22 protein-coding genes and 2 tRNA genes are annotated in these 24168 nt (G+C 39.1%); 14 read left to right on the forward strand and 10 right to left on the reverse strand.

The window, feature by feature from the left end; genetic code table 11:
- The first annotated feature begins 169 nt into the window (after window positions 1–169).
- A complete protein-coding gene (locus AC1PJ9_RS04770; RefSeq protein ID WP_263614751.1) occupies window positions 170–550 on the forward strand; it encodes a tetratricopeptide repeat protein in 381 nt (126 codons plus the stop codon).
- A 48-nt stretch (window positions 551–598) separates the two neighbouring features.
- On the opposite strand, the gene ettA is transcribed toward AC1PJ9_RS04770, so the two are convergent.
- On the reverse strand, window positions 599–2260 hold the full coding sequence (ettA, locus tag AC1PJ9_RS04775; RefSeq protein WP_086264776.1) for an energy-dependent translational throttle protein EttA: 1662 nt from the start codon (window positions 2258–2260) through the stop codon (window positions 599–601).
- Between the two features lie 297 nt (window positions 2261–2557).
- Here ettA and AC1PJ9_RS04780 point away from each other — a divergent pair, with 297 nt between their 5' ends.
- Together AC1PJ9_RS04780 and AC1PJ9_RS04785 are read left to right on the forward strand one after the other, a co-directional pair.
- A complete protein-coding gene (locus tag AC1PJ9_RS04780) occupies window positions 2558–3835 on the forward strand; it encodes an O-acetylhomoserine aminocarboxypropyltransferase/cysteine synthase family protein (RefSeq protein ID WP_311086543.1) in 1278 nt (425 codons plus the stop codon).
- Window positions 3836–4108: 273 nt separating this feature from the next.
- Window positions 4109–4999 (forward strand): SDR family NAD(P)-dependent oxidoreductase, encoded by an 891-nt coding sequence (locus tag AC1PJ9_RS04785; protein WP_262094070.1) that lies wholly within the window; start codon window positions 4109–4111, stop codon window positions 4997–4999.
- A 70-nt stretch (window positions 5000–5069) separates the two neighbouring features.
- Here the strand turns inward: AC1PJ9_RS04785 and AC1PJ9_RS04790 are convergent, their stop codons facing one another.
- Together AC1PJ9_RS04790 and AC1PJ9_RS04795 are read right to left on the reverse strand one after the other, a co-directional pair.
- Window positions 5070–7259 (reverse strand): bifunctional SulP family inorganic anion transporter/carbonic anhydrase, encoded by a 2190-nt coding sequence (locus AC1PJ9_RS04790; protein WP_311086544.1) that lies wholly within the window; start codon window positions 7257–7259, stop codon window positions 5070–5072.
- 302 nt (window positions 7260–7561) lie between these two features.
- Window positions 7562–9913, reverse strand: a complete 2352-nt coding sequence (locus tag AC1PJ9_RS04795; protein ID WP_019458447.1) for a Tex family protein — start codon at window positions 9911–9913, stop codon at window positions 7562–7564.
- Between the two features lie 660 nt (window positions 9914–10573).
- Here AC1PJ9_RS04795 and ompR point away from each other — a divergent pair.
- The 5 genes from ompR to AC1PJ9_RS04820 all read left to right on the forward strand — a co-directional run bounded on the left by ompR (window position 10574) and on the right by AC1PJ9_RS04820 (window position 15080).
- Window positions 10574–11338, forward strand: a complete 765-nt coding sequence (gene ompR, locus AC1PJ9_RS04800; protein ID WP_000060753.1) for an osmolarity response regulator transcription factor OmpR — start codon at window positions 10574–10576, stop codon at window positions 11336–11338.
- 17 nt (window positions 11339–11355) lie between these two features.
- Window positions 11356–12813, forward strand: a complete 1458-nt coding sequence (locus tag AC1PJ9_RS04805; protein WP_263614755.1) for an ATP-binding protein — start codon at window positions 11356–11358, stop codon at window positions 12811–12813.
- A gap of 39 nt (window positions 12814–12852) precedes the next feature.
- Window positions 12853–12969, forward strand: a complete 117-nt coding sequence (locus AC1PJ9_RS04810; protein ID WP_263614930.1) for a hypothetical protein — start codon at window positions 12853–12855, stop codon at window positions 12967–12969.
- Between the two features lie 35 nt (window positions 12970–13004).
- Entirely contained in the window at window positions 13005–14519 is a 1515-nt protein-coding gene (locus AC1PJ9_RS04815; protein WP_263614756.1) for an acetyl-CoA hydrolase/transferase family protein, read from the forward strand.
- 129 nt (window positions 14520–14648) lie between these two features.
- Complete coding sequence (locus AC1PJ9_RS04820) at window positions 14649–15080, forward strand: GNAT family acetyltransferase (protein WP_263614757.1); 432 nt, start codon at window positions 14649–14651, stop codon at window positions 15078–15080.
- A gap of 171 nt (window positions 15081–15251) precedes the next feature.
- On the opposite strand, the gene AC1PJ9_RS04825 is transcribed toward AC1PJ9_RS04820, so the two are convergent.
- The 3 genes from AC1PJ9_RS04825 to AC1PJ9_RS04835 form a co-directional block, all read right to left on the reverse strand.
- Window positions 15252–15327 (reverse strand) — tRNA-Phe (locus AC1PJ9_RS04825).
- Between the two features lie 126 nt (window positions 15328–15453).
- Window positions 15454–15529, reverse strand: a tRNA-Phe gene (locus AC1PJ9_RS04830).
- A 105-nt stretch (window positions 15530–15634) separates the two neighbouring features.
- Complete coding sequence (locus AC1PJ9_RS04835) at window positions 15635–16018, reverse strand: GNAT family N-acetyltransferase (protein WP_002052206.1); 384 nt, start codon at window positions 16016–16018, stop codon at window positions 15635–15637.
- A 102-nt stretch (window positions 16019–16120) separates the two neighbouring features.
- Between AC1PJ9_RS04835 and hisB the strand changes: the two genes are divergently transcribed.
- From hisB to hisA, 5 genes are all read left to right on the forward strand, one after another.
- A complete protein-coding gene (gene hisB / locus AC1PJ9_RS04840; RefSeq protein WP_000194096.1) occupies window positions 16121–16714 on the forward strand; it encodes an imidazoleglycerol-phosphate dehydratase HisB in 594 nt (197 codons plus the stop codon).
- Window positions 16714–17331 (forward strand): imidazole glycerol phosphate synthase subunit HisH, encoded by a 618-nt coding sequence (hisH, locus tag AC1PJ9_RS04845; protein WP_006581041.1) that lies wholly within the window; start codon window positions 16714–16716, stop codon window positions 17329–17331. The genes hisB and hisH overlap by 1 nt, the downstream gene beginning before the upstream one ends.
- 152 nt (window positions 17332–17483) lie before the next feature.
- Window positions 17484–18032, forward strand: a complete 549-nt coding sequence (locus AC1PJ9_RS04850; protein WP_311087202.1) for a DUF805 domain-containing protein — start codon at window positions 17484–17486, stop codon at window positions 18030–18032.
- Window positions 18033–18118: 86 nt separating this feature from the next.
- Window positions 18119–18760 carry a 3'-5' exonuclease gene (locus tag AC1PJ9_RS04855; protein ID WP_311087203.1) on the forward strand — a complete coding sequence of 214 codons (642 nt, stop codon included), beginning with the start codon at window positions 18119–18121 and terminating at the stop codon, window positions 18758–18760.
- Between the two features lie 94 nt (window positions 18761–18854).
- Complete coding sequence (gene hisA / locus AC1PJ9_RS04860; RefSeq protein WP_002052186.1) at window positions 18855–19586, forward strand: 1-(5-phosphoribosyl)-5-[(5-phosphoribosylamino)methylideneamino]imidazole-4-carboxamide isomerase; 732 nt, start codon at window positions 18855–18857, stop codon at window positions 19584–19586.
- A gap of 56 nt (window positions 19587–19642) precedes the next feature.
- Here the strand turns inward: hisA and AC1PJ9_RS04865 are convergent, their stop codons facing one another.
- Both AC1PJ9_RS04865 and AC1PJ9_RS04870 read right to left on the reverse strand, forming a co-directional pair.
- Complete coding sequence (locus AC1PJ9_RS04865) at window positions 19643–21334, reverse strand: ATP-binding cassette domain-containing protein (RefSeq protein WP_263614760.1); 1692 nt, start codon at window positions 21332–21334, stop codon at window positions 19643–19645.
- A 182-nt stretch (window positions 21335–21516) separates the two neighbouring features.
- Window positions 21517–22068 carry a helix-turn-helix domain-containing protein gene (locus AC1PJ9_RS04870; RefSeq protein WP_263614761.1) on the reverse strand — a complete coding sequence of 184 codons (552 nt, stop codon included), beginning with the start codon at window positions 22066–22068 and terminating at the stop codon, window positions 21517–21519.
- A gap of 98 nt (window positions 22069–22166) precedes the next feature.
- On the opposite strand from AC1PJ9_RS04870, the gene AC1PJ9_RS04875 reads away from it, so the two are divergent.
- Window positions 22167–23069: a DMT family transporter gene (locus AC1PJ9_RS04875; protein ID WP_311087204.1), complete on the forward strand. Its 903-nt coding sequence runs from the start codon at window positions 22167–22169 to the stop codon at window positions 23067–23069.
- Between the two features lie 31 nt (window positions 23070–23100).
- Here the strand turns inward: AC1PJ9_RS04875 and AC1PJ9_RS04880 are convergent, their stop codons facing one another.
- Together AC1PJ9_RS04880 and AC1PJ9_RS04885 are read right to left on the reverse strand one after the other, a co-directional pair.
- The gene (locus AC1PJ9_RS04880; protein ID WP_004705102.1) at window positions 23101–23496 is read right to left on the reverse strand and encodes a DUF4870 family protein; all 396 of its coding nucleotides are present in this window, start codon (window positions 23494–23496) and stop codon (window positions 23101–23103) included.
- A 36-nt stretch (window positions 23497–23532) separates the two neighbouring features.
- Complete coding sequence (locus tag AC1PJ9_RS04885; protein WP_263614763.1) at window positions 23533–24162, reverse strand: DUF1294 domain-containing protein; 630 nt, start codon at window positions 24160–24162, stop codon at window positions 23533–23535.
- Window positions 24163–24168 lie beyond the last annotated feature (6 nt).

The raw sequence follows: 24168 nt of genomic DNA on the forward strand, positions 1-24168 counted from the left end.
TCGCTAAGCGTAAAAACACGTGTAACTTTTATGTAAGCTAAAACCTCAGCATTTTTCATCCAAATGCGCTATATCACATTTACAAAATAAAACATAAGATTTCCATATAAGGGACTAGCTTAAAAGTGTGAGTCAATTCAATCAAATTGAGGAACAAGGGGAGACTATCATGGATATGAAAACAATCAAGCATGGGCTTAATCACTTGTTTGCCTTTGAAAACTTGCCAGCCGATATGCATTCACAAGCTGAGGATGAAATTGAACAAGGCTTACGCTTTGAAGAGTTAGCCGTACAAGATCATGAACGTATGCAAAATTGGCTAGATATTACCCCAAACGATCGCAATGCAATGTGGTGCTACCTCCGAGCAGCTTTAAGAGGTAACGCTGACGCTTCCTTTAAACTTGGTATTGGCTATTTAAATGGTCAATTTGGTTTAGATAAAAACTATACAGAAGCTGAAAAGTGGTTAAACAAAGCAGCAAGCCAAGGTCATCCCTATGCTGAACACTGCTTACAAGAAGCTTTTAGTAAACTTGCCTTCTAATCTAATAAAAAAACCAGCCCTTAGGCTGGTTTTTCAATCTAGCAGTAATTAACCGCTAATTTTTTTGTATTTAGTACGCTTTTGAACAGCGTCTTCACCTAAACGTGACTGACGATATGCTTCATATTCTGCATAGTTACCCGTGTAGAATTCTGGCTGTTCATTTTCAAATGACAAGATGTGTGTCGCGATACGGTCAAGGAACCAACGGTCATGCGATACCACCATTACCGTACCTGGGAATACAAGAATTGCATCCTCAAGCGCACGTAAAGTTTCAATATCCAAATCGTTTGATGGCTCATCCAGTAAGATAACGTTTGCACCTTGCTGTAAAATTTTCGCAAGTTGTAAACGGTTACGCTCACCACCAGACAATTCGCCTACACGTTTTTGCTGATCTTGGCCTTTGAAGTTAAAGCGACCGATATAAGCACGTGAAGCAATTTCATAATCGCCCACTTTCAAAATATCTAAACCGCCAGAAACTTCTTCCCAAACAGTTTTGTTATTGTCTAGAGTGTCACGGATCTGACCTACGTAAGCGACTTTAACAGACTCACCTAAAGTCACAGTACCTGTATCAGGTTGCTGTTCGCCAGTCATCATACGGAATAATGTGGTTTTACCCGCACCGTTTGGACCAACAATACCCACAATAGCTGTTGGAGGTACAGTAAACGTTAAGTTTTCGTACAACAAGCGACCGTCGAATGATTTGCTGATACCTTCCACCTCCACAACTTTATTACCCAAACGTGGGCCAGGTGGAATGTAGATTTCAGACGTTTCATTACGTTGTTGGAATTCTTTAGAGTTAAGCTCTTCAAAACGTTCCATACGCGCTTTGTTTTTCTTTTGCTGACCTTTCGCATTTGAACGAACCCATTCAAGTTCTTTTTTCAATGCTTTAGCAAAAGATTCTTCTTGTTTCTGCTCTTGTTCTAAACGAGCATTTTTTTGCTCTAACCAAGAAGAATAGTTACCTTGGTAAGGAATACCATGCCCACGGTCAAGCTCCAAGATCCACTCGGCAACGTTATCTAAGAAATAACGGTCATGCGTAATCGCAACGATTGTGCCAGGGAAATCTTTCAGGAAGCGCTCTAACCAAGATACAGACTCTGCATCCAAATGGTTCGTCGGTTCGTCAAGAAGCAACATGTCCGGTTTAGAAAGCAATAAACGGCAAAGTGCTACACGGCGGCGTTCACCACCTGAAAGCTTAGTTACGTCTGCATCCCAAGCTGGAAGGTTCAAGGCATCTGCCGCAATTTCAAGCTGGTTGTTTAGGTTGTGCGCATCCCAAGCATGGATAATTGATTCTAATTTTTCCTGCTCTTTCGCAAGCGCATCAAAATCTGCATCTGGGTCTGCATATTCTGCAAATACCTGATCAAGACGTTCTAAAGCATCTAAAGCTTCACGTACGCCATCTTCAACGTTACCACGAACGTCTTTCGTTGGATCAAGTGGCGGCTCTTGCTCTAAATAGCCGATTTTAATTCCAGGTTGTGCACGAGCTTCGCCAGAGAAATCTTTATCTACGCCAGCCATAATACGAAGCAAGGTAGATTTACCCGCACCGTTCAAACCGAGAACACCAATTTTGGCACCCGGGAAAAATGATAAAGAGATGTCTTTTAAGATTTCGCGCTTTGGCGGAACCATTTTAGACACTCGGTTCATCGTATAAATATATTGGGCCACGCAGGACTCCTCAATTGAAAAACCAATACATCGCAAGAAGCGATAAAATAATCGCGCGTATTATACGATGAAAACACTAACGACTTGAAGTTATGATTTCCATCGTACGGATTTATCAAACAATTTTCTTTTTCAATAAGTTGCAAAATGTTTATGTATAAGATTTATACAACGTTTCAGCGTATATTTTTCTATCTTTATTCCTAAAATTGGAAAACAAACCAGAATTTCTGCAATTTTCTATATAAATTTTAGGCTAGACTCGCTCAATATTTAACTCACGAAGATGAAGTAATCATGACTTATAAAGATGAAACCTTAGCCATTCACGCAGGCTACACTCCAGAAGCAACCACTAAAGCTGTTGCAGTCCCTATCTATCAAACAACTTCGTATGCATTTGATAACACACAACACGGTGCCGACCTTTTCGACTTAAAAGTTCAAGGCAATATTTATACCCGTATTATGAACCCGACCACTGCTGTGCTTGAGCAACGCCTTGCTGCACTTGAAGGTGGTATTGGTGCATTAGCTTTGGCATCGGGAATGGCAGCCATTACTTATGCCATTCAGACCATTACCGAAGCTGGAGACAATATTGCTTCAGTCTCAACTTTATATGGTGGTACATATAACTTATTTGCCCATACTTTGCCAAAGCAAGGGATTGAAGTTCGCTTTTTTGATTATCAAAAGCCTGAAAGCTTGCGTAATTTAATTGATGATAAAACTAAACTTGTTTTTGTTGAGTCAATTGGTAACCCGCTCGGCAATATCATCGATTTAGAAGAAATTTCAAAAATCGCTCATGAATATGGCGTGCCTGTCGTTGTCGATAACACGGTTGCCACTCCTGCTTTATTAAAACCATTTCAATATGGCGCCGATATCGTTATCCATTCGCTTACTAAATATATTGGTGGTCATGGTAATAGTATTGGCGGTGCGATTGTAGATAGCGGTAAATTTCCTTGGGGTAAATATCCAGAGCGTTTTAAAGTTTTGAACACACCAGACCCAAGCTATCATGGTGTGAACTATGTCGAAGCATTAGGTGAGGCTGCCTATATAGCACGCGCACGTGTGGTGCCATTACGTAATACAGGCGCAGCTATTAGCCCGCTTAGTGTTTTCTTAATTTTACAGGGTCTCGAAACGCTTAATTTACGTATCGAACGTCATACTGAAAATGCTCAGAAAGTCGCGGAATATTTGCAAAATCATCCGAAAGTAAAATGGGTCAATTACGCAGGCTTAAAAGATCACCCACAGCATCAACTTGCGCAAAAATATGTAAAAGGTAAACCTTCTGCAATTTTATCTTTTGGTGTTCAAGATGGTCGTGAAGGCGGTACCCGCTTCATTGATGCCCTACAGTTATTTACCCGTCTTGTAAACATCGGTGATGCGAAAAGTCTGGCTTGCCACCCTGCAACCACAACTCACCGCCAGCTCAATGAACAAGAACTTAAAGCTGCTGGCGTAAGTGAAGATATGGTTCGTCTTTCTATTGGTATTGAGCATGTTGATGACCTAATTGCCGATTTAGAACAAGCACTTTCATCTGTATAAATTTTAAACTCATACAACAAGCCTCTGGAATATAGAGGCTTTTTTATTTTCAAGTGATTTAACCCTCACTAATAATTAATGGATTAGGGCAATAATTTAGAGTTTTTACTCTAAATAAATTGTTAAATTTCATATATTTACATACTAGACAATTTTTAAACATCTATTAAGATAGGGCAATATTTAGGAGTTCATCAGGATGAACCAACGGTTGTAAAAATAAAAATTACATACCGGAATAAATAGCCCCTGCCCCTACTTAGGTAAAATGCTGTGAATAAAAAATTAGAAGCTCTGTTCCAGGAAAAGGTACAAGGTAAAGTCATTTTAGTGACAGGCGCCTCAAGTGGAATCGGTTTAACGATTTCAAACAAACTTGCAGACGCTGGTGCGCATGTTTTACTAGTTGCCCGTACTCAAGAAACATTAGAAGAAGTTAAAGCAGATATTGAAAGCCGTGGCGGTCAGGCATCGATTTTCCCATGTGATCTTAACGACATGGAAATGATTGATCAGGTTTCTAAAGAGATTTTAGCTTCTGTTGATCATATTGATATTTTAATTAATAACGCTGGCCGCTCTATTCGTCGTGCTGTTCATGAGTCTTATGATCGTTTCCACGATTTTGAACGTACCATGCAATTAAACTATTTCGGCGCTGTACGTTTGGTTCTTAATATTTTGCCACATATGATCCAGCGTAAAGATGGGCAGATTATTAATATTAGCTCGATTGGTGTATTAGCAAATGCAACACGCTTCTCGGCTTATGTTGCCTCTAAAGCTGCACTTGATGCATTTAGCCGCTGTCTTTCTGCCGAAGTTCATGCACATAAAATTGCGATTACATCAATTTATATGCCTTTAGTGCGTACCCCGATGATCGCACCAACCAAAATTTATAAATACGTACCGACTCTTTCACCAGAGCAAGCAGCAGATTTAATTGCTTATGCAATTGTGAAGCGTCCGAAACGTATTGCAACTAACTTAGGCCGTTTGGCATCTATGACGTATTCAGTCGCGCCAGGCATCAACAATATGTTTATGTCGATTGGTTTCCGCCTGTTCCCAAGTTCTGATGCAGCAAAAGGCCAAAAAGCTGAGAAATTGAACTGGGCACAAAAAGCTTATGCACGCATTTTCCCAGGTGAGCATTGGTAATTCGACATATTAAGTTGAGTTAACAAGAAAAAAGCGCTTCTGATGAAGCGCTTTTTTTATCTGAGGCTATTTAAGTATCTAAAAATTCAACATGTCCTGTTTTTACATCGTAAATCGCACCAATAATTGCAATCTCACCACGGTCTAGCAGGTCTTTAAGTACTGTACTGTTATTAATAATATATTGGATGTTGTAGTGAACATTCATTGCTGTCACCTGATTAATAAAAGCTTTGTTTAACTCACGCGGTTGCATAATGTCATATACGCTTTCTACCGAACGCATGAGTGGCCCAAGCACATATTGAATATGTGGCATTTCTTTGACATCAGAAACTTGTTTTTGCTGTAGTCGTAGCTGACATGCACTGGTCACTGCACCACAGTCAGTATGACCTAAAACTAAAATGACTTTTGAACCTTTAGCCTGACAGGCAAACTCAAGCGAACCTAGTACTTTTTGACCTGCAATATTACCTGCAATTCTTAAACTAAATAGATCACCAATCCCTACATCAAAAATCATTTCAGTGGGTGCACGAGAATCCATACATCCCAAAACAGCCGCAATCGGGTGCTGACCTTCATCTGCAGTGACACGAATTTGACGGTAAATATCACGTTGTAAACGTTCATTTTTTACGAAACGTTCATTACCTTCTTTAAGTAAAGTAACCACCTGCTGCGGACTTAATTTACGCTGTAAATCTCTAGTACTAATGTAGATATCAAGAACTGCATCATCTACTTCTTCATAGTGCTGCTTAAACCCAATGAGTTTGAGATCGACCTGACGCTTAACTGCAGTCTCATTCTGATAATCTTGAATGACCTGATAAATATCGGGATCAATCGAGTCGCATTGAGTCGCATCAATAATCAACTGCTGATCTTTATGAACATGTTCCAATGCAGAAATGAGCGCTGAACGATTAAGAAAAGTCACTTGTGATGGAAGCTCAATACGAGTCACAATTCCATGTAAATGCTTTTCTTTATATACGCGAACACCTTTATTGAAGTTGCCATATAAAATAAACGCACTACTGGTAAATAAACCCACCAAAATTCCGGTTAACAAGTCTGTCAGTAAGATTGCAACAAGGGTAATAATGAAAGGTAAAAACTGTTTCCAGCCTTTTTGATACAGCTGTTTAAATAACTTTGGATGAGTCAGTTTAAAACCAGTCACAATTAAAATCGCTGCGAGTGCAGACAATGGAATCATGTTCATAAGTTGAACAAAGAATAAAACTGCTAGCAGCAATAATATGCCATGAATGATCGTTGAATATTTACTACGTGCGCCTGTATTTGCATTTACAGAACTACGGACAATGACTGAGGTGACTGGCATGCCGCCAATTAAGCCTGAAACAATATTCCCCGCACCTTGCGCCCACAGTTCACGATTAGGTGGAGATGAACGCTTTTGAGGGTCAAGTTTGTCTGCAGCTTCTAAGTTTAATAATGTCTCTAAAGATGCCACAATCGCGAGTGTAATTGCTCCGGTATAAATTAATGGTTCAGCCAGATAGCTAAAGTCAGGAAAAACCAATACCTCTTGCGGCGCTTGTAATATGTTTGGTAGTTGAATTAAATTATTGCTTTGCACAGCCCAAGGCGAGCCAATATTCATCAAAACAAAATTTAAAACTGCTGCAATGACCACAGCAATTAAAGCCGAAGGTATTGCTAACTTTTTAAGTGGGCTGCTATCCCAAGCTAAAATTAAAAATAAACTCAGTAGCCCAATAAACGCCGCGCCCGCATCAAAATGCTGAAGAAAAGTGTCAGGCGTGGCAGTCCAAACTTTTTCCCATGAAAAGTCAGTCAACCCAAATAAATACGGCAGCTGCGTCACAATAAGAATGGCCCCAATAGCAGCCAACAACCCTAAAATGACGTTGTTTGGAATGAAGTTGGCAAAGAAACCTAACTTAAATATTCCAAATAAAATTTGTAAAATTCCTGCAAATACAATACACAATAAAAAGGCGGCATAATTGCCGCCTAATTGATCTAACTGTACAAGGATGACCGCAGTCAATCCTGCTGCTGGGCCAGAGACACTGATGTGAGAACCACTCAGCAGGCCAACAATAATTCCACCAACAATTCCGGCAATAATACCAGAAATGATTGGAGCGCCTGAGGCTAAGGCGATACCCAAACATAAGGGTAAGGCCACGAGAAATACGACCACTCCCGAAAGGAGATCGTTTAAATGAAATCTATTTTTCAGTTCTAAAGCCGGCATAAAAACAACCATTTATAATATAAAAAAACAATCAATTTTTAATGTAACTGCCTGAAAGTGAGGAACTTACTTCAAGGCTTTATCGATATTGTCTGACATCGGGAAAGGGTTAAAGTTGAGTTATGCTATAACGTTGTATAGTTGATTGTAGATTTCACACCGTTTTTGTTGATCTTAAGATTCACCTCATCTTTACCACTGCGATTTCTGAAAAAACCGAGTTTCACGCTCACTGAAACACACTTCGAAAACAATAAAAAAACCTCCCGTTTGGGAGGTTTTTTTAGGTCTTCTAAAGGCTCTTATTTAGAACCTTTAATTCCCGCTTGTAATAACAATGCACCAAAACCACCAATTTTTTGTTCTTGAGGTTTTTCTTGCTTGCTACGTTGTGGACGCTCAACCTGATCTTTACGCGGCTGTTGAGGGCGCTTACCTTGTGGCTTACGCTCAGAACGCTGATCGTTATTTTGCTCACGACGCGGTGGACGCTGTGCCTTAACAGGAGCTGCGCCTTCTGCGCGCATACTCAAGTTCACACGGTTACGCTCAGCATCAACTTGCATCACACGTACTTGTACAATCTGACCTGGTTTAACTACTTTATGCGGATCAGAAACAAACTCATTTGCTAATTCAGAGATATGAACTAAACCGTCTTGATGTACACCAATATCAACAAAGGCACCAAAGTTTGTGACATTGGTAATTACACCTTCAAGCTGCATGCCTTCAGTCAATTGTCCCACTTCAGTGATATCTTCGCGGAATTTAGCAGTACGGAACTCTGGACGCGGGTCACGGCCTGGTTTTTCAAGTTCAGCTAATACGTCTTGAACTGTTGGCAAACCAAATTTGTCATCAACAAATTCATCAGCTTTTACTTGGCGAATGATTTCGGTATTACCAATAATGTCTTTAACTGTCGTCGCTTTCGCCGCAACAATTTTCTCAACAAGACCATAACTTTCAGGGTGAACAGCAGAAGCATCTAAAGGTTCAGAGCCATTTTGAATACGTAAGAAGCCAGCCGCTTGTTCAAAAGTGCGCTCGCCTAAACGAGGTACGCTTTTCAACGCTTGACGGTTATCAAAACGACCATGTTCTTTACGGTATTCAACGATTTGCTGAGCAATTGCTTTGTTTAAACCTGCAATGTAAGCCAAGATTGCTGGTGAAGCAGTATTTACATCAACACCAACAGCATTCACACAGTCTTCAACTACCGCATCAAGTGTTTTTGCCAAACCAGTTTGATTTACATCGTGTTGATATTGACCTACACCAATCGATTTCGGGTCGATCTTCACAAGCTCAGCAAGTGGGTCTTGTAAACGGCGAGCAATAGAAACTGCTCCACGAATTGAAACATCAAGCTCTGGAAGTTCTGCCGAAGCAAGTTCACTTGCAGAGTAAACAGATGCACCTGCTTCGCTTACAGTCACACGTGTTAATTTAAGGTCTGTGTTTGCAGCCATCATTTCAGCAACTACAGCTTCTGTTTCACGGCTCGCAGTACCGTTACCAATCGCAATAAGCTCTACGTTATATTCACGACACAAACGAGCTAATTCAGCAATTGAACCTTCTTTGTCTTCTTTAGGCGCAAATGGATAAATCGTGCTATGAGCAAGTACATCACCTGCATCGCTTACGACAGCCAGTTTCACACCCGTACGAATACCAGGGTCAACACCTAAAGTTGTACGGCTACCTGCTGGGGCAGATAACAATAAATGACGAAGGTTTTCAGCAAATACCTGCATTGCTTCTGCTTCAGCAGCAAGACGTTTTTCTGTTAGCAATGAATGCTCGATTTGAGGACGAACTTTACCTAACCAGAATAATTTTGCAGTTTGCTTTAAGAAATCTTGGCGAGTTTGTGGCTGAACTTGATCAAGGTTGTATTCAGTTTCAATACGCGCCAAAGGTGCATCATCTTCACCATCTACTTTTAAACCAAGTACGTTTTCTTGACGGCCACGTAACATTGCCAATAAACGATGAGAAGGTAGTTTGTTTAAGCCTTCAGAGAATTCAAAGTAATCGCGGAACTTTTTACCGACTTCTTTCTTTTCTTCAGAAGCAACTGTACTTTTTAATACTGCTGTTTTTGCAAAAGTTGCTTTTAATTCTGTAGTCAGCGCAATGTTTTGTGCCCAGTCATCAATCAGAATATGCTGAATTGCATCTAACTGACTTTCAACATCTGGATATTCTTCATGACTAAAACCAGCCAATGCTTCTGTTGGGTCAATTTGTTCTGCAATAATTTTTTCAGCGATTGGTCCTAGACCCGCTTCTTTCGCCTTGAAAGACTTACTCGTACGCTTAGGACGGTACGGTGCATAAATTTCTTCTAAAGCATTTTTTGTTTCGGCTGCATTCACCCGCGCCAATAAGTCATCATTCAATTTATTCTGTTCTTGCAATGACTGAATGACCTTTTCACGGCGCTCATATAAATCACGTAAATACGCTAAACGAGTATCTAATTGGCGTAACTGCGTATCATCTAAACCTTGTGTTACTTCTTTACGGTAACGGGCAATAAATGGAACACTGGCACCTTCGTCAATTAAGCGGATGGCAGCTTCTACTTGGTTTGGACGTACGGCAAGCTCACTTGCCAACTGCTGAACTAAGTCAGTCATCGTGTTTGATCCCACAAGGATAAAGTTTAAAAGCAATGATTATAAAGACCAAGCCCATAAAATCCACACTTGTTTGCGTATTCAAAACGTTTTTTTGTATTGACTATGAATTTTTCACATTCTTATCTTAAAAAAACTCTTTTAAAACTTGATCTATTTGTCATTCTACTTTTCAAGTCGAACTTTATTTAAAAATATGAGTTGTAGCAACTCTTCTAGTATCCAATTAAATTTTTTAATACAAATTACGAGAAAATGAACATATTGATACAGTACTAGAATGCGCAAAAATATAGTTTTTCTTATGTGTCTAAATAAATTATTAAGCTTTAATATCTAAATGGCTTATCGACCTTTTAGAAAATAAGCTTTGAAAAGTAGCACTAATTTTTAAAATAATTTATTTGAAACAATTATTTATTAAAATTTAATCGAATAGAATTTGACGAATGAATGAATGCTTGGTTTTTTCTTTAAGGCTTTGCTAAATTATGGGCATAAGATGTTGTTTTTTGGTTTCAAGCCCCTACGAAAATTGTAATTTTGAGCAAATTGATACATAGTCTTAACAAGAACATCGGCATTATACTGAGGGCTTGTTGGCAATAAGCCTAACCGATCCAATAATATATAAATTATGACTTTAAAAGGGAGTACATCATGAGTTTAGTTGTACCTGCTGAACATCCTGAAACCGTACATAACGAAACGGATCGTGTCGAGCGCATTTTAGTGGTCGATGACGATGTGCGTTTACGTACCCTCTTGCAACGTTTTTTGGAAGATAAAGGCTTTGTTGTAAAAACTGCCCACGATGCCTCACAAATGGATCGTTTATTACAACGTGAGTTATTTTCACTTATCGTGCTCGACTTTATGTTGCCCGTTGAAGATGGTTTAAGTATTTGTCGTCGTTTACGTCAATCAAACATTGATACACCAATTATTATGCTAACTGCACGTGGTAGTGACTCAGACCGTATTGCTGGTCTTGAAGCCGGTGCAGATGACTATCTACCAAAACCATTCAACCCAAATGAGCTGTTAGCACGTATTCGTGCAGTGTTACGTCGTCAGGTTCGTGAAGTTCCGGGCGCTCCAAGCCAACAAGTTGAAGTGGTTAGCTTCGGTCCATGGTCTTTAGACTTATCTACACGTACGTTAACTCGTGAAGGTCAGATTGTTACCTTAACGACGGGTGAATTTGCCGTATTAAAAGCATTGGTACAGCATCCACGTGAACCTTTAACACGCGATAAACTTATGAACTTGGCTCGTGGTCGTGAATGGGGTGCAATGGAGCGCTCAATTGACGTTCAAGTGTCTCGTCTACGTCGTTTAATTGAAGATAACCCAGCGCGCGCACGCTATATTCAAACTGTGTGGGGCGTAGGTTATGTATTTGTTCCAGATGGTGCTGAATAAGCTTGAGATAAAATAGAGTGAGTTTAGAGCCAATATCACCGCAAAGCTTTACCGACTACGTTGCGTATTCAGAGCGTAAACGGACGAGATGGGAACGTTTTCTCGACAAAATTAAGCCACGTTCTGCTGCCATGCGTACCACAATTTTGGTACTGCTGGTGGTGTTCTTTAGCCTCTTTATGTCTTTGTGGTTTTTTTGGCGAACTCTCTATTTACCTGAGATTCAACAACATGCCCGTTATCTTGCAGTTGAACTCGAACTGGTCAATAACCCTAATATTCGTATTTTTCATCGTGATAGCGAAGTTGATGTCGATACTTGGTTACGTAATCGGGTTGGTATTGAATACATAACCGACCCTAAAGAGTATCCAAGCGTTCGCGATAAAGTAATTGCCGAGATTTTTACCAACCAAGTTGAGCAAAAACTAGCCAACGAAATTGGTGCAAAAGACGTTACCGTTTACTTCCAGTTTAAACCTAGCCCACGTATCTGGATTCAAACTCCTGAAATGCATGGCAACTGGGTTCGTGAGCCTTTAAAAACCTATGCAAACTATAGCCCTGAGCTATTAATTGGTTGGGTTGTGGGTGTTCCTTTAGTGTCAGCCATCATTATTTTAATTTTGGTTAGACAAATGAATCGCCCCTTGCGTCGTTTGCAAAATGCTGCCAATGAATATAGTAAGTCTGGAACTGCACCTTATTTAGATACCAACCATGGCCCTCTAGAAATTCGCCAAGTTAACCAAGCCTTTAACCGCATGGTGTATACGCTTGAACAAGCTGAGCGTGAAAGACGAATCATGCTAGCGGGTATTTCACATGATCTAAGAACTCCCCTTACACGTATTCGTTTAACCGCAGAAATGCTACCTGATGAATTTCTGCGTGAAGGCTTGGTCTATGACGTAGATGATATGGATGCAATTTTGAATCAGTTCATCTCATATATGCGGGATGGTTCTGATGAAGAATTAAAAGACACCAATATCAATATATTATTGCAAGAATTAATTATTCAGTTTAAACCGCTCGATATTCGTTTTGAGGTGCAAGATGTTCCGATTATTCCTGCGCGTAGCCTCTCTTTAAAACGATTGATTGCCAACCTTATTAATAACGCAAAACGTTATGGTGCGGAGCCAATCGAACTCAGTGCAAAAGTTGAAAATGAACATATTTTGATTACCGTTGCCGACCACGGTGAAGGTATTCCAGAAGATCAAATTGAAGAATTAATGCAACCATTTGTGAGAGGCGACTCTGCTAGAACCATCCAGGGAAGTGGTTTAGGTCTTGCAATTGTTAAGCGTATTGTCGACATTCACCAAGGTGAAATCCAAATTCATAACCGTGAACAAGGTGGTTTAGAGGTTGTTATTTCACTACCTATTCCAAAACCAGCGGCTGAAGAAAATACAACGCCAAATCCTTTGGAAAAAATTAAACAAACTTTAAGTGAGCGCTTCTAATTTGATCAACCGATCATTTAAAGCGCTATTTTAAAATTTATTAAATACCAAATAAATCAACATATTAAAAATCATAAAATAAATTTATACCCACATTTATTTAAAAAATTAGACCTTAGCCTAACACCTATGCACTTTTCATTTTTTCATAGCTAAAATCCCGTATGTTTTGACAATATTGAGGATGTCCAATGTCTTTAAGTCGTATTCGCCTAGCTTCTCTTCATGACAAGGTCATCAGTGCTGAACAAGCTGCGCAATTCATCGAAAATGGAATGACCGTTGGTATGAGTGGTTTTACTCGTGCTGGTGAAGCTAAAGCTGTTCCACAAGCACTTGTAGAGCACGCAAAGAAAAATCCGTTAAAAATCACGTTAATTACGGGTGCTAGCTTAGGTAATGACTTAGACAAACAACTCACGGAAGCAGGTGTTTTATCTCGTCGTATGCCATTTCAGGTAGACAACACTTTACGTCGTGCGATTAACAACGGCGAAGTTATGTTTATTGACCAACACTTGTCAGAAACTGTTGAGCAAATGCGTAACCAGCAACTTAAACGTCCAGACGTTGCAGTGATTGAAGCAATTGCAATTACTGAAGATGGTGGCATCATTCCAACAACTTCTGTAGGTAACTCTGCAAGCTTTGCTATTTTTGCCGAAAAAGTTATTGTTGAAATCAACACCTCTTTAAGCGAAAGCTTTGAAGGTTTGCACGACATCTATATTCCGACTTATCGCCCAACACGTACGCCAATTCCATTAACAAAAGTGGATGAGCGTATTGGTACAACGGCAATCCAAATTGATCCTGCAAAAATTGTAGGTATTGTCTTTAACGACACACATGACTCACCATCAACAGTCACTCCTCCAGATGATGAGACTCAAGGCATTGCAAACCACCTCATTGCTTTCTTTAATAAAGAAGTTGCTGAAGGCCGTTTACCAAAGAACCTTGGTCCATTACAAGCAGGGATTGGTTCAATTGCTAACGCTGTATTAACAGGTTTAAAAGATTCTGATTTTGAAGACCTCATCATGTACTCAGAAGTTCTACAAGACTGTACTTTTGAACTCATTGATGCAGGCAAAATGAAGTTTGCTTCTGGTAGCTCAATTACCCTTTCAGCTAAATGTGGCGAAAAAGTTTTTGGCAATATCGAAGCTTACAAAGACAAATTAGTGCTTCGCCCACAAGAGATTTCTAACCATCCTGAACTGGTTCGTCGTTTAGGGATTATCGGCATTAACACTGCGCTTGAGTTTGATATTTACGGTAACGTGAACTCAACTCACGTATGTGGTACTAAAATGATGAACGGTATTGGTGGTTCAGGTGACTTCGCTCGTAATGCACACTTGGCAATCTTTGTAACCAAATCAATTGCTAAAGGCGGCGATATTTCTTCTATCGTGCCAATGGTAAGCCACGTTGACCACAGCGAACACGACGTTGATATTTTAGTAACAGAGCAAGGTTTAGCAGACTTACGTGGTTTAGCGCCTCGTGAACGTGCTCGCGCTATTATTGATAACTGTGTACATCCGCTTTACCGTGATGCATTGAACGACTACTTTGATCGTGCATGTGCTAAAGGTGGTCATACCCCTCATTTACTTCGTGAAGCATTGTCTTGGCATGCAAACTTCGAAGAAACAGGTCAAATGCTCCAAGCGGCACCTATTGCAAAATCAGCGTAAGCAATATTTTTAATTTAAGCACTCCTTTGGGGGTGCTTTTTTATTTGTTTAAATTATTCAAAACTACTGCTCAATTGCGCATTTTTATTTTATCTTTTCAATACATCAAAACAAAAAGTAGAAATCCATATGTTCATTATTCGCCAATTTACAAATGCAGATCTGGATGATGTGGTCAATTTATGGGAAAGCTGCGACCTAACCCGTCCTTGGAATAATCCTGAAACGGATATTTTTAGAAAAGTTTCACAACAGGATGATTTATTTCTGGTTGCGATTAAAGATGAACAACTGATTGGCACGCTCATGGGCGGCTATGACGGCCATAGAGGCTGGATTAACTATTTGGCTGTTCATCCCCATCAACAACGCTTAGGAATCGCTACAGCGCTTGTACAACAGCTTGAGAAGCGCCTCGTCGCTCGCGGCTGCCCAAAACTTCAATTATTGGTGCGTAAAGACAATCTAAATGTGCTGAACTTTTACGAACAGCTCGGTTACGACGAGGTAGAAGCTGTGTGTTTAGGCAAACGACTCATTAATGATAGTCCTCATGACTAAACACAAATTTTCAGTTGAGCCATTTTTAGAAAGTGAAAGCAATATTGGGGATAACCCTGTCTGCTTGTGGATAAAATGAGATTTATACACAAGTGAAGTCTTCATATTTTTTATTAAATAAATAGGCATGAAAAAAGCCCCATACTTTAAAGTATGGGGCTTTTTCGAATATGGTGGCGAGACCCAGGATCGAACTGGGGACACACGGATTTTCAATCCGTTGCTCTACCTACTGAGCTATCACGCCGATGGCCTGTATTAAGCCGTATCTCAGAACAATAGTCAACAATTATCCTGAGTTTCTGATTTAAATGGGTATTTTTTATACTTAAAAAAAATCCCTGATGGGATCAGGGATTGAAAACACAAATAATGGTGGCGAGACCCAGGATCGAACTGGGGACACACGGATTTTCAATCCGTTGCTCTACCTACTGAGCTATCACGCCGAAGTGGGCGTATTAAACAATGTTTATATGATCACGTCAAGCAACTTCCGTGTTTTTTGTAACAAGTGTTTAATTTTAAATCACAAATACAGTAAAAATAGGATTTTAGCTATGCAATTTACCAATATGCGCTAAGCAGCGATGAATGGCACCACAGCCTGGCTCAAAAATTTTAACGCCTTTTGATTCTTCTATACGACAAGCTTCTTCTACCAAGCGCTCAGCTACCCCACGACCACGGTTCGCAGGGTGCACCACAATATATTCAAGTACCTTGCTTTCACCTTGTCCTGAACACCAGATTGCACCTATAATTTTGGTGTTAAATTCGGCAGTGTATAGCGTGGTATACTGCTGTAAATCTTGTTCAAGTTGTTCAATCGCATCGTGCCCGTCACCAAACTCCGGACTTGTATCATACAATCGCTCAAGCTGATCGCGGATCTCTGAATTATCTAGAGAACTATAAGCATGTACGGTAATAGGCATTGATTAACCCTCCTGAGCAAACTATGATGCTGTCACGAATTCGTCACAGCGAAATTGTCGTTAACATCCAATCATTTTTGACGTTTTTTGAGGAACGTGTCCATGACGCAACGTATCAGTGAAGTGGTTAGAAATACCAATGAAACCAAAATTCGAGTTCGTTTAAATCTCGATGGTACTGGTCAAGGCACACTAAACACCGGAGTTCCATTTTTAGACCATATGATTGATCAAATCAAGCGACATGGCTTATTTGATATCGATATTCATTGTGATGGAGACCTCGAGATTGACGATCATCATACCGTAGAGGACTGCGGTATCACGCTTGGACAGGCTTTTGCGCAAGCTTTAGGTGATAAAAAAGGTTTACGTCGTTATGGTCATTTTTATGCGCCATTAGACGAAGCTTTATCTCGCGTTGTTGTAGATTTATCTGGTCGTCCGGGTTTATTTATGGATATTCCATTTACTCGCGCACGTATCGGCACATTTGATGTGGATTTATTTTCCGAGTTTTTCCAAGGTTTCGTAAACCATGCGCTTATGACCTTACATATTGATAACTTGAAGGGTAAAAATAGCCACCATCAAATCGAGAGTGTATTTAAAGCACTAGCACGTGCTTTACGTATGGCATGTGAAATTGATCCACGTGCTGAAAACACGATTGCATCGACAAAAGGTAGCCTCTAATGACACGTATCGCGTTACTTGATTATGGCATGGGCAATCTACACTCAGCTGCTAAAGCACTTGAGCATGTAGGCGCTACAGTCGATGTAACTAACGACCCAAAATTAATTGCACAAGCCGATAAAATTGTTTTCCCAGGTGTGGGGGCAATGCGTGACTGTATGCAAGGCATGCGTGAAGCAGGTATTGATGAAGTCGTACGCAACGCTGCTTTTAATAAGCCAGTTCTTGCGATTTGTGTAGGCATGCAAGCATTACTGCAAAGTTCTGAAGAAAATGGCGGTGTAGACGCACTAGGCATTTTTGAAGGGGTGGTCAAACACTTCCCTCAAATGGAAGGTTTAAAAGTCCCACATATGGGCTGGAACCAAGTTCACCAAATGGACCCAAGCCATCCAATGTGGAACAACATTGAACAAGATGCTCGCTTCTACTTTGTACACAGCTACTATGTTGAACCTAAAGATGAAAACCTTGTGGCTGCAACATGCGAATATGGCGTGAACTTCTGTACGGCAATTCACAAAGATAATTTATTTGCGACTCAATTCCACCCAGAGAAAAGTCACACTGCAGGCTTACAGTTACTTAAAAACTTTGTGGAATGGAATATTTAATTTCACAAAAGCTTTAAACAGATCAGGTCTAGATGGCCTGATCTTTTTTTTTATTTATAATAACTACTAATCATTTATAGAATGATATTTTATTCAACAAAATATTGAATATTCATACTTTTAAATAAAACCAAATGATCAGGATAAACACAATGAATTCACCTTTTGAAAATCAGCCACTTCAGCAGGATTCGCCCTTTAAGGCAAATGGCCGTTTCGGACGACTCTCTTACGCTGCTTGGACCTTCCTATTTACCTTAACCCTCGCTGCTGTTGTTCTACTTATTATTTTTACTTTCGGACTTACACAAAATGAGGGCGCTCCAGGCTTTACTGCGCCGGGCTTAGTCTCTATTGCTATTCTCTATATCGTCGGTATTTATATTAGCTTCGTATTTACTATTCGCCGTTTGCATGACCGTAATAATACAGGTTGGTTATCTTTACTCATGCTCGTACCCATCGTGAATATTGGCCTTGCCATTTATTTATTCTGTGCAAAAGGAACTGAAGGTCCTAATGATTATGGACCGAAGCGTCCAACGCCAAGCTGGGAACGTGTTTTAGGCTGGATTTATATTGCACTTATTCCACTTGCAGTCATTTTTGCTATTGTTGCCACAATCATGGCTCCTACCTATGAAGGCTATGTTGAAAAAAGCGAAAGCGTTATCATTGGGTCGCCATCTCAGTCTCAATAATTTTTAAAGTCGCGTATAAAGCCTAGTTCTCTAGGCTTTATTCATATATAAAGCTAATAGCTCAATTTATTTGTACGCTGTTAAATATGTCCGAAGCCCCTTCCCTCCTTGATAAAGCCTCTATTCAGCAGCTTCCACCTTTTAAAAATCTTAACCACCAAAATATTGTGGTGATTGAAAATACTGAGCAATGCAAAACTATTGAAGAAGAATTAAAAGCAGCGATCTTTTTAGGATTTGATTCGGAATCTAAACCGACATTTCGGGTGGGTGAAGTTTCGACAGGTCCACATCTGATTCAGCTTGCCGCTGAACATAAAGTCTATTTATTTCATGTCAATTCATCGACTTTAAAATTTTTGCAGCCTATTTTATCGAACCAAAAACAACTTAAATTCGGCTTTGGTCTTAAGAATGATAAGCACATTTTTCATAAAAAAGGCATAGAGCTTGAAAGCTGCGTTGACCTTGCTAAAGGTTTTAGTCACTTTGGTTTTACTCAGCAAATGGGTGTACAAAAAGCCGTAGCACTGTTGTTTGGACAGTATCTTTCAAAGTCAAAGAAAGTCGGAACATCAAATTGGGCGCAAAAGCCACTTACACCACAGCAAATCAGTTATGCAGCCGCTGATGCTTATGCAGCTCTACTGGTATTTTTAGAGCTTCGTAAACAAAACTTATTACCGGCTCACATTTCACAAACGATTCAAACCGCACTTCACGCGTAAAGTTATAAAAGTCTTTTCTAAGGCTTAGCGATTGATCAATACTTTGCTAAGATGTGCACAATTTCATAAACATGATGAAGCAAGGAGCGAAAGCATGCTAATCATTCCAGCAATTGACCTGAAAGATGGTAAATGTGTGCGTTTAAAACAAGGGCGTATGGAAGACGATACCGTTTTCTCTGACGATCCAGTTGCAACTGCCCAGCATTGGGTAAATGAAGGCGCACGTCGTTTACATTTGGTTGATTTGAATGGCGCTTTCGCAGGTACTCCAATTCATAAACCTGTTGTTGAAGCAATTGCTAAAGCTCAGCCAGAATTACCAATTCAAATTGGTGGTGGTATTCGCTCATTAGAAACGATTGAACACTATTTAGAAGCTGGTGTGACTTTTGTCATTATTGGTACTAAAGCAGTTCAAGAGCCTGAATTTGTAGAAGAAGCTTGTAAGCGCTTTGCTGGCCACATCATTGTTGGTATTGATGCCATGAATGGTATGGTTGCAACTGACGGCTGGGCAAACGTTACTGATGTTAAAGCAACTGATTTAGCAAAACGTTTTGCAGATGCAGGCGTGTCTAGCATTGTTTATACAGACATTGCGCGTGACGGCATGATGCAAGGGGTAAACGTTGAGCAGACTGTCAACTTGGCTCAATACTCAGGCTTACCAGTGATTGCTTCAGGTGGCGTAACTAACCTTGATGACGTTCGTAACTTAAAAGGCAAACCGGGCATTTTAGGCGCAATCACAGGTCGTGCAATTTATGAAGGTACTTTAAACCTTCGTGAAGCTCAGCTTCTGTTAGATGAAAACCGTCTTTAATTTTTAAGATGTAAAAAAAGAGCCTGTTTAGGCTCTTTTTTATTACTTAATAATCTTTAATTTAATAACTTTTCTAAATCAATCACCTCATCTGCAATCTCCATTGCATAAGGTGAATGCGTAATCATAATCACGGACGGAACAACTTGCTGAATATATGCAAGTATATCTTTTGCAGTATCTACATCTAAAGCTGCGGTCGGTTCATCTAATATGATGAGTTGTGGGCGTGCTAAAAGACCTCGAAGGATACAAATTCTTTGCTTTTCTCCCCCTGAAAAATTCTTATAAATTTCAGTTAGATCATCATCGAGCGTTAAATGATGTTTTTTCAAAATATGCAATAAATTAAACTGCTCAAGCATTTGAAATAAGTAAGAATCTTCATATATATACTGAGAGTTATAAACCAAATTATCTCTTAAAGAATAAGGAAAAATTACAGGTTGCTGGGCAACATAGACCACTTCATCAAAAATATGGTTAGAAAAATTATGACTAATATCGATATTTTTATAAAAAAGCTGCCCTGACTGAATCTGATATATCCCCATTAAATAATTCATCAGAGAAGTTTTACCTAGCCCTGTTTGACCAATCACGACATACGTTTTATTAGCCAAGATTGTTAAATTAAAATGATCTACTGCCCTTTTTCCTAACAAAAATTTAGCATTTATAAATTGGAATAAGACTTCAGAATGTTGAATGGTAGATGATGTATATTGTTCTTTCTTGAGATTAAAATACTGTCGATATTTTGCTAAGGCCACAAAGTTGCCATTTAACCGCATCAAGCTTTGGGAAACAGCTAAAAATGGATTGGTGAGTTGAATAATATAAGTGCTTATCAATACGAAAGCCCCAGCTGTCAATTGTTTGTCAGTTGAAAGAAATACGGTAAATAACATAAAAATAAGTAAGAATAAAAAGATCATAAACAACTGAGAAATCATCAATAATCCTATTTTCTTATTCCTATCTTTTGCCGTTGTGATATATAAATTTAGAGTGTCATTAAATTTTGATAACTGAAACGGCACTGCATTTTTTACTTTAATTTCATAGGAGTTAGATATTTGATGTATTAAATGACTATTCACTAAATTGTCTTTTTCATACATGGCATCGAATAATGAACTACTTCTTTTATTTATATGAAAGGAAACGATGAAAATAATAATAGCGACCAATAAAAAGCTAATACTGAAAAGTAGACTAATGGTCGTAAACAAAACCGCAAAAATCATCACCAATTGAAAAATAATTGGTCCTAAATAAAAAATCAACGTTAAATTAATCTCACCAAAAGCAGTACTTCCTCTTTCAAGATCACTCATTACTGTTCCAGCCTCGATTTGATCTTGTGCATCTTTTTTTAGATTTAAATAATTTTTTAAGCCTGCAGAAATTAATGATCCTTTGAAATCGACCATCAAATAAGCTCCAAAAATATTTTGCGTCCAATGGCATAGCTCATTGGCTAACCATGCGGTCGCGTAGGCAAGTACAAGTAGATATAAAAAATTAAATGGGAGTTGAATATTGAATAAAAAATTATATTCGTGTGCAGAATAATCAATAATAATTTTTAGCAAGTATGGCAATAAAGTCGTAAAAAAAGCTGCAAATACCACTAATAAAAACATAAGAAACATACTACTTCTTTGTTTCTTATAATTTTCTTTAGAAATATTCCATATAAATTTATAGTTCTGAATATCTTGCGAACTTAATAAAAACTTCATTTATCTATCTTTTTTCTATTAAAACGAGTTAAAAATAATTTCATTACCTAAGAAATATCATAACTTGTCTTATTTATTGTTCTTCATGTTTTTTGTTTAAAATTAGACTTTCAAATTTTTAAATAAGATAAATTCACTATATAAAACCAAATACTTCATATAATTTTGAAAAGACTTTAAAGTTAATACACCACATTGCGAATAAATTTAAGTACTTGATTACCACTATTGATATAAGTATAAGTCACTGAACTAGCATATATAAATGAAGAACCAGCAAAGATAGTTTTTGAGCTATCTGCAAATTGTATCGTTAGCTCACCTTCTAATACATAAATCAGTTCTTGCCACCCTTCTGGGTCTGCTTCAGCAATATAAGACTCCCCTACTGCCAATGACCACGTCCAAAGCTCAACTTGGCTATGAGACGGAACTGAAGCCAGTAATGTTGCTTTGCTTTGCTCTTTTTCACCCTGCCAAGCAAGTACATTAACCAAGGCTTGTTCTTTATGCTCGGGTGCGCTCACAATCGTTCTAAAGTCTACCCCCAACACTATCGCAATCGCGTCGAGTTTAGCTAGGCTGATATTGACTTGTCCTGTTTCTAAAGCAGCAATCGTTCGTCTACTTACACCTGCCTGATCTGCCAAGTCCTGTTGGCTTAAACCACGCTCATCTCTTAATGAACGGATATTTGTGCCTACGTGCTGTAAAACGGTACTCGACTGGCTCATAGAATAGGTTAGTAAAGAAAATTTGAGCAATATATTGCACAAAATGGAAGAATAGCGCAACATGTGCAGTATATTGCACAATTTAATTTAACTTGAGTATGTCACCAATTTCTTTGAGTTCAAGCAAAGCCCCCCAGTTAGCACTCGTTTTGATTACTATGATTTGGGGCGGAACATTTCTTACAGTGCAATATGCACTGAATTTTACATCGCCTATGTTTTTTGTAGGCTGCCGCTTTGCTGTAGCAGCACTAACGTTATTACTTATTTCATTCAAGAGTATGAAAGGCGTTACGTTAAAAGACTTAGGTGCTGGCACTGCAATTGGTGTAGTGATTGTAGGCGGTTATGGAACTCAAACGATTGGCCTGCAAACTATTCCGAGTAGTGAGTCGGCTTTTTTAACAGCGCTTTATGTTCCGCTTGTTCCTATTTTAATGTGGCTCATCTTTAGAAAGACACCACATGTCATGACTTGGGTAGGAGCAGCTTTGGCTTTTGCTGGTCTCGTTTTATTGACAGGTAATGGTTTTGAGCAAATTTCATTAAGTTTTGGGCAGCTTTTAACAGTACTTGGCTCAGTTGCGATTGCTTTGGAAATTATTTTTATTAGTTACTTTGCTGGAAAGGTAAATTTGCGCCGGGTGACCATTATTCAACTTGCTGTCGCGTCTCTACTTTCGTTTGCCGTTATGCCTGTGGTGGGCGAGCATACGATTCCAGCATTTTCATGGCCGCTTGTACTCCTTGCTGTTACATTAGGTTTAGCAAGTGCACTGATTCAATTTGTGATGAATTGGGCTCAGCGTATGGTTGATCCTTCACGTGCTGCGATTATTTATGCAGGAGAGCCTGTTTGGGCAGGAGTTATTGGCCGAATCGCAGGTGAGCGATTACCAATTATTGCTCTTTTCGGAGGAGCTTTAGTGGTCTTAGGTGTATTAGTCAGTGAGTTAAAACTTAAGTTACCCATTAAAAAAACTAAAAGAATTCGAGAATAAAAAAGAGAGCTTAAGCTCTCTTTTTTATTGATTAAGGCTGATACATCGGGCGGTTATCATTTAACGCAATCAATCCGCGAATGGCACGATATACAATCCAGATCCATGCCGCTGTAATCACGCCTACACAGAATACGGTCGATGAGATCGCAACGCCTGCAAATAAATCGGTATTTTCACCTGTAAAGAACAAGAAAATAAACGGTAAAAAGGCAATAATATTCCAAGCGAGATACCACCAGAATGTTCTGATTTGCCAAGTAAAGTGACTCGCAAAAATTGAACCTTGTACATCGGAACGTTTTACGTAGTTAATAATTAAAGCAATAATCGCAAGTAAGCCGCCTGTAAAAATGGCAACAATATAAAGTACATACAAAATAAGTGTTAAAGTACGATTCGGATCTTGGTCGATAGAACTATTCATTTTTATACCTCTCAAGTTTAATAAAACAATTTACTTTTATGATCCCCGCAAAACGTTTAAAGGAGAAATTAGCCACAAAATCAAAAGTAAATGAAAGAATATGGTACAAAAATAAATCTTACGAAATGGTTGTTTTTGTGTTTTATGTCTCAGTTTTTGTTGTGCCCACCACGCAGCTGGCCAACCACCTAAAAAGCTCACAATATGTAAAGTCTGTTCAGGAACACGGCGATTGCCTAATTGTGCAGCCTCTTTATCTTGTGAATATAGCCAATAACTTAAGACATTCATCATTAAGATAAACAATAAAGTATAAGCTGGCAGAACATGCATAAAGCTCATAATGCCCATTAAAACAAAATAAAATACGATCCCCATTTGTATAGCAGACCATGGTTTTGCTTGAAATGAAGATTCTGTTTTTGTTGATTTTAAAGCTTTACGAGTTTGAGATGCCTTTAAATAAGTGACCTGCTGAGCACGAAAACGGCCTCGTTCATCAAGGATTACCAGATATTCCAGTGCACAGCCAATAATTGGCCGAGGACCGGGGCGTGCAAAATCTTTGATATGCAAAAAGACTCGCTCTTTTTCAGCATCGTCCGGCTGAATAAAGCCATAACCTTTTTCGTCGAACCATTCGACTAAACGCCCCTGATCTCGCATCTTTAT

The sequence above is a fragment of the Acinetobacter sp. 70_2 genome, assembly GCF_056736115.1.

Bases quoted from the DNA above. Each gene is read 5' to 3' on its own strand.
- AC1PJ9_RS04770 (WP_263614751.1), top strand. From the start codon at position 170: ATGGATATGAAAACAATCAAGCATGGGCTTAATCACTTGTTTGCCTTT.
- AC1PJ9_RS04780 (WP_311086543.1), top strand. From the start codon at position 2,558: ATGACTTATAAAGATGAAACCTTAGCCATTCACGCAGGCTACACTCCA.
- AC1PJ9_RS04790 (WP_311086544.1), bottom strand. From the start codon at position 7,259: ATGCCGGCTTTAGAACTGAAAAATAGATTTCATTTAAACGATCTCCTT.
- AC1PJ9_RS04795 (WP_019458447.1), bottom strand. From the start codon at position 9,913: ATGACTGACTTAGTTCAGCAGTTGGCAAGTGAGCTTGCCGTACGTCCA.
- ompR (WP_000060753.1), top strand. From the start codon at position 10,574: ATGAGTTTAGTTGTACCTGCTGAACATCCTGAAACCGTACATAACGAA.
- AC1PJ9_RS04815 (WP_263614756.1), top strand. From the start codon at position 13,005: ATGTCTTTAAGTCGTATTCGCCTAGCTTCTCTTCATGACAAGGTCATC.
- AC1PJ9_RS04820 (WP_263614757.1), top strand. From the start codon at position 14,649: ATGTTCATTATTCGCCAATTTACAAATGCAGATCTGGATGATGTGGTC.
- AC1PJ9_RS04835 (WP_002052206.1), bottom strand. From the start codon at position 16,018: ATGCCTATTACCGTACATGCTTATAGTTCTCTAGATAATTCAGAGATC.
- hisB (WP_000194096.1), top strand. From the start codon at position 16,121: ATGACGCAACGTATCAGTGAAGTGGTTAGAAATACCAATGAAACCAAA.
- hisH (WP_006581041.1), top strand. From the start codon at position 16,714: ATGACACGTATCGCGTTACTTGATTATGGCATGGGCAATCTACACTCA.
- AC1PJ9_RS04850 (WP_311087202.1), top strand. From the start codon at position 17,484: ATGAATTCACCTTTTGAAAATCAGCCACTTCAGCAGGATTCGCCCTTT.
- AC1PJ9_RS04855 (WP_311087203.1), top strand. From the start codon at position 18,119: ATGTCCGAAGCCCCTTCCCTCCTTGATAAAGCCTCTATTCAGCAGCTT.
- hisA (WP_002052186.1), top strand. From the start codon at position 18,855: ATGCTAATCATTCCAGCAATTGACCTGAAAGATGGTAAATGTGTGCGT.
- AC1PJ9_RS04865 (WP_263614760.1), bottom strand. From the start codon at position 21,334: ATGAAGTTTTTATTAAGTTCGCAAGATATTCAGAACTATAAATTTATA.
- AC1PJ9_RS04870 (WP_263614761.1), bottom strand. From the start codon at position 22,068: ATGAGCCAGTCGAGTACCGTTTTACAGCACGTAGGCACAAATATCCGT.
- AC1PJ9_RS04875 (WP_311087204.1), top strand. From the start codon at position 22,167: ATGTCACCAATTTCTTTGAGTTCAAGCAAAGCCCCCCAGTTAGCACTC.
- AC1PJ9_RS04880 (WP_004705102.1), bottom strand. From the start codon at position 23,496: ATGAATAGTTCTATCGACCAAGATCCGAATCGTACTTTAACACTTATT.
- AC1PJ9_RS04885 (WP_263614763.1), bottom strand. From the start codon at position 24,162: ATGCGAGATCAGGGGCGTTTAGTCGAATGGTTCGACGAAAAAGGTTAT.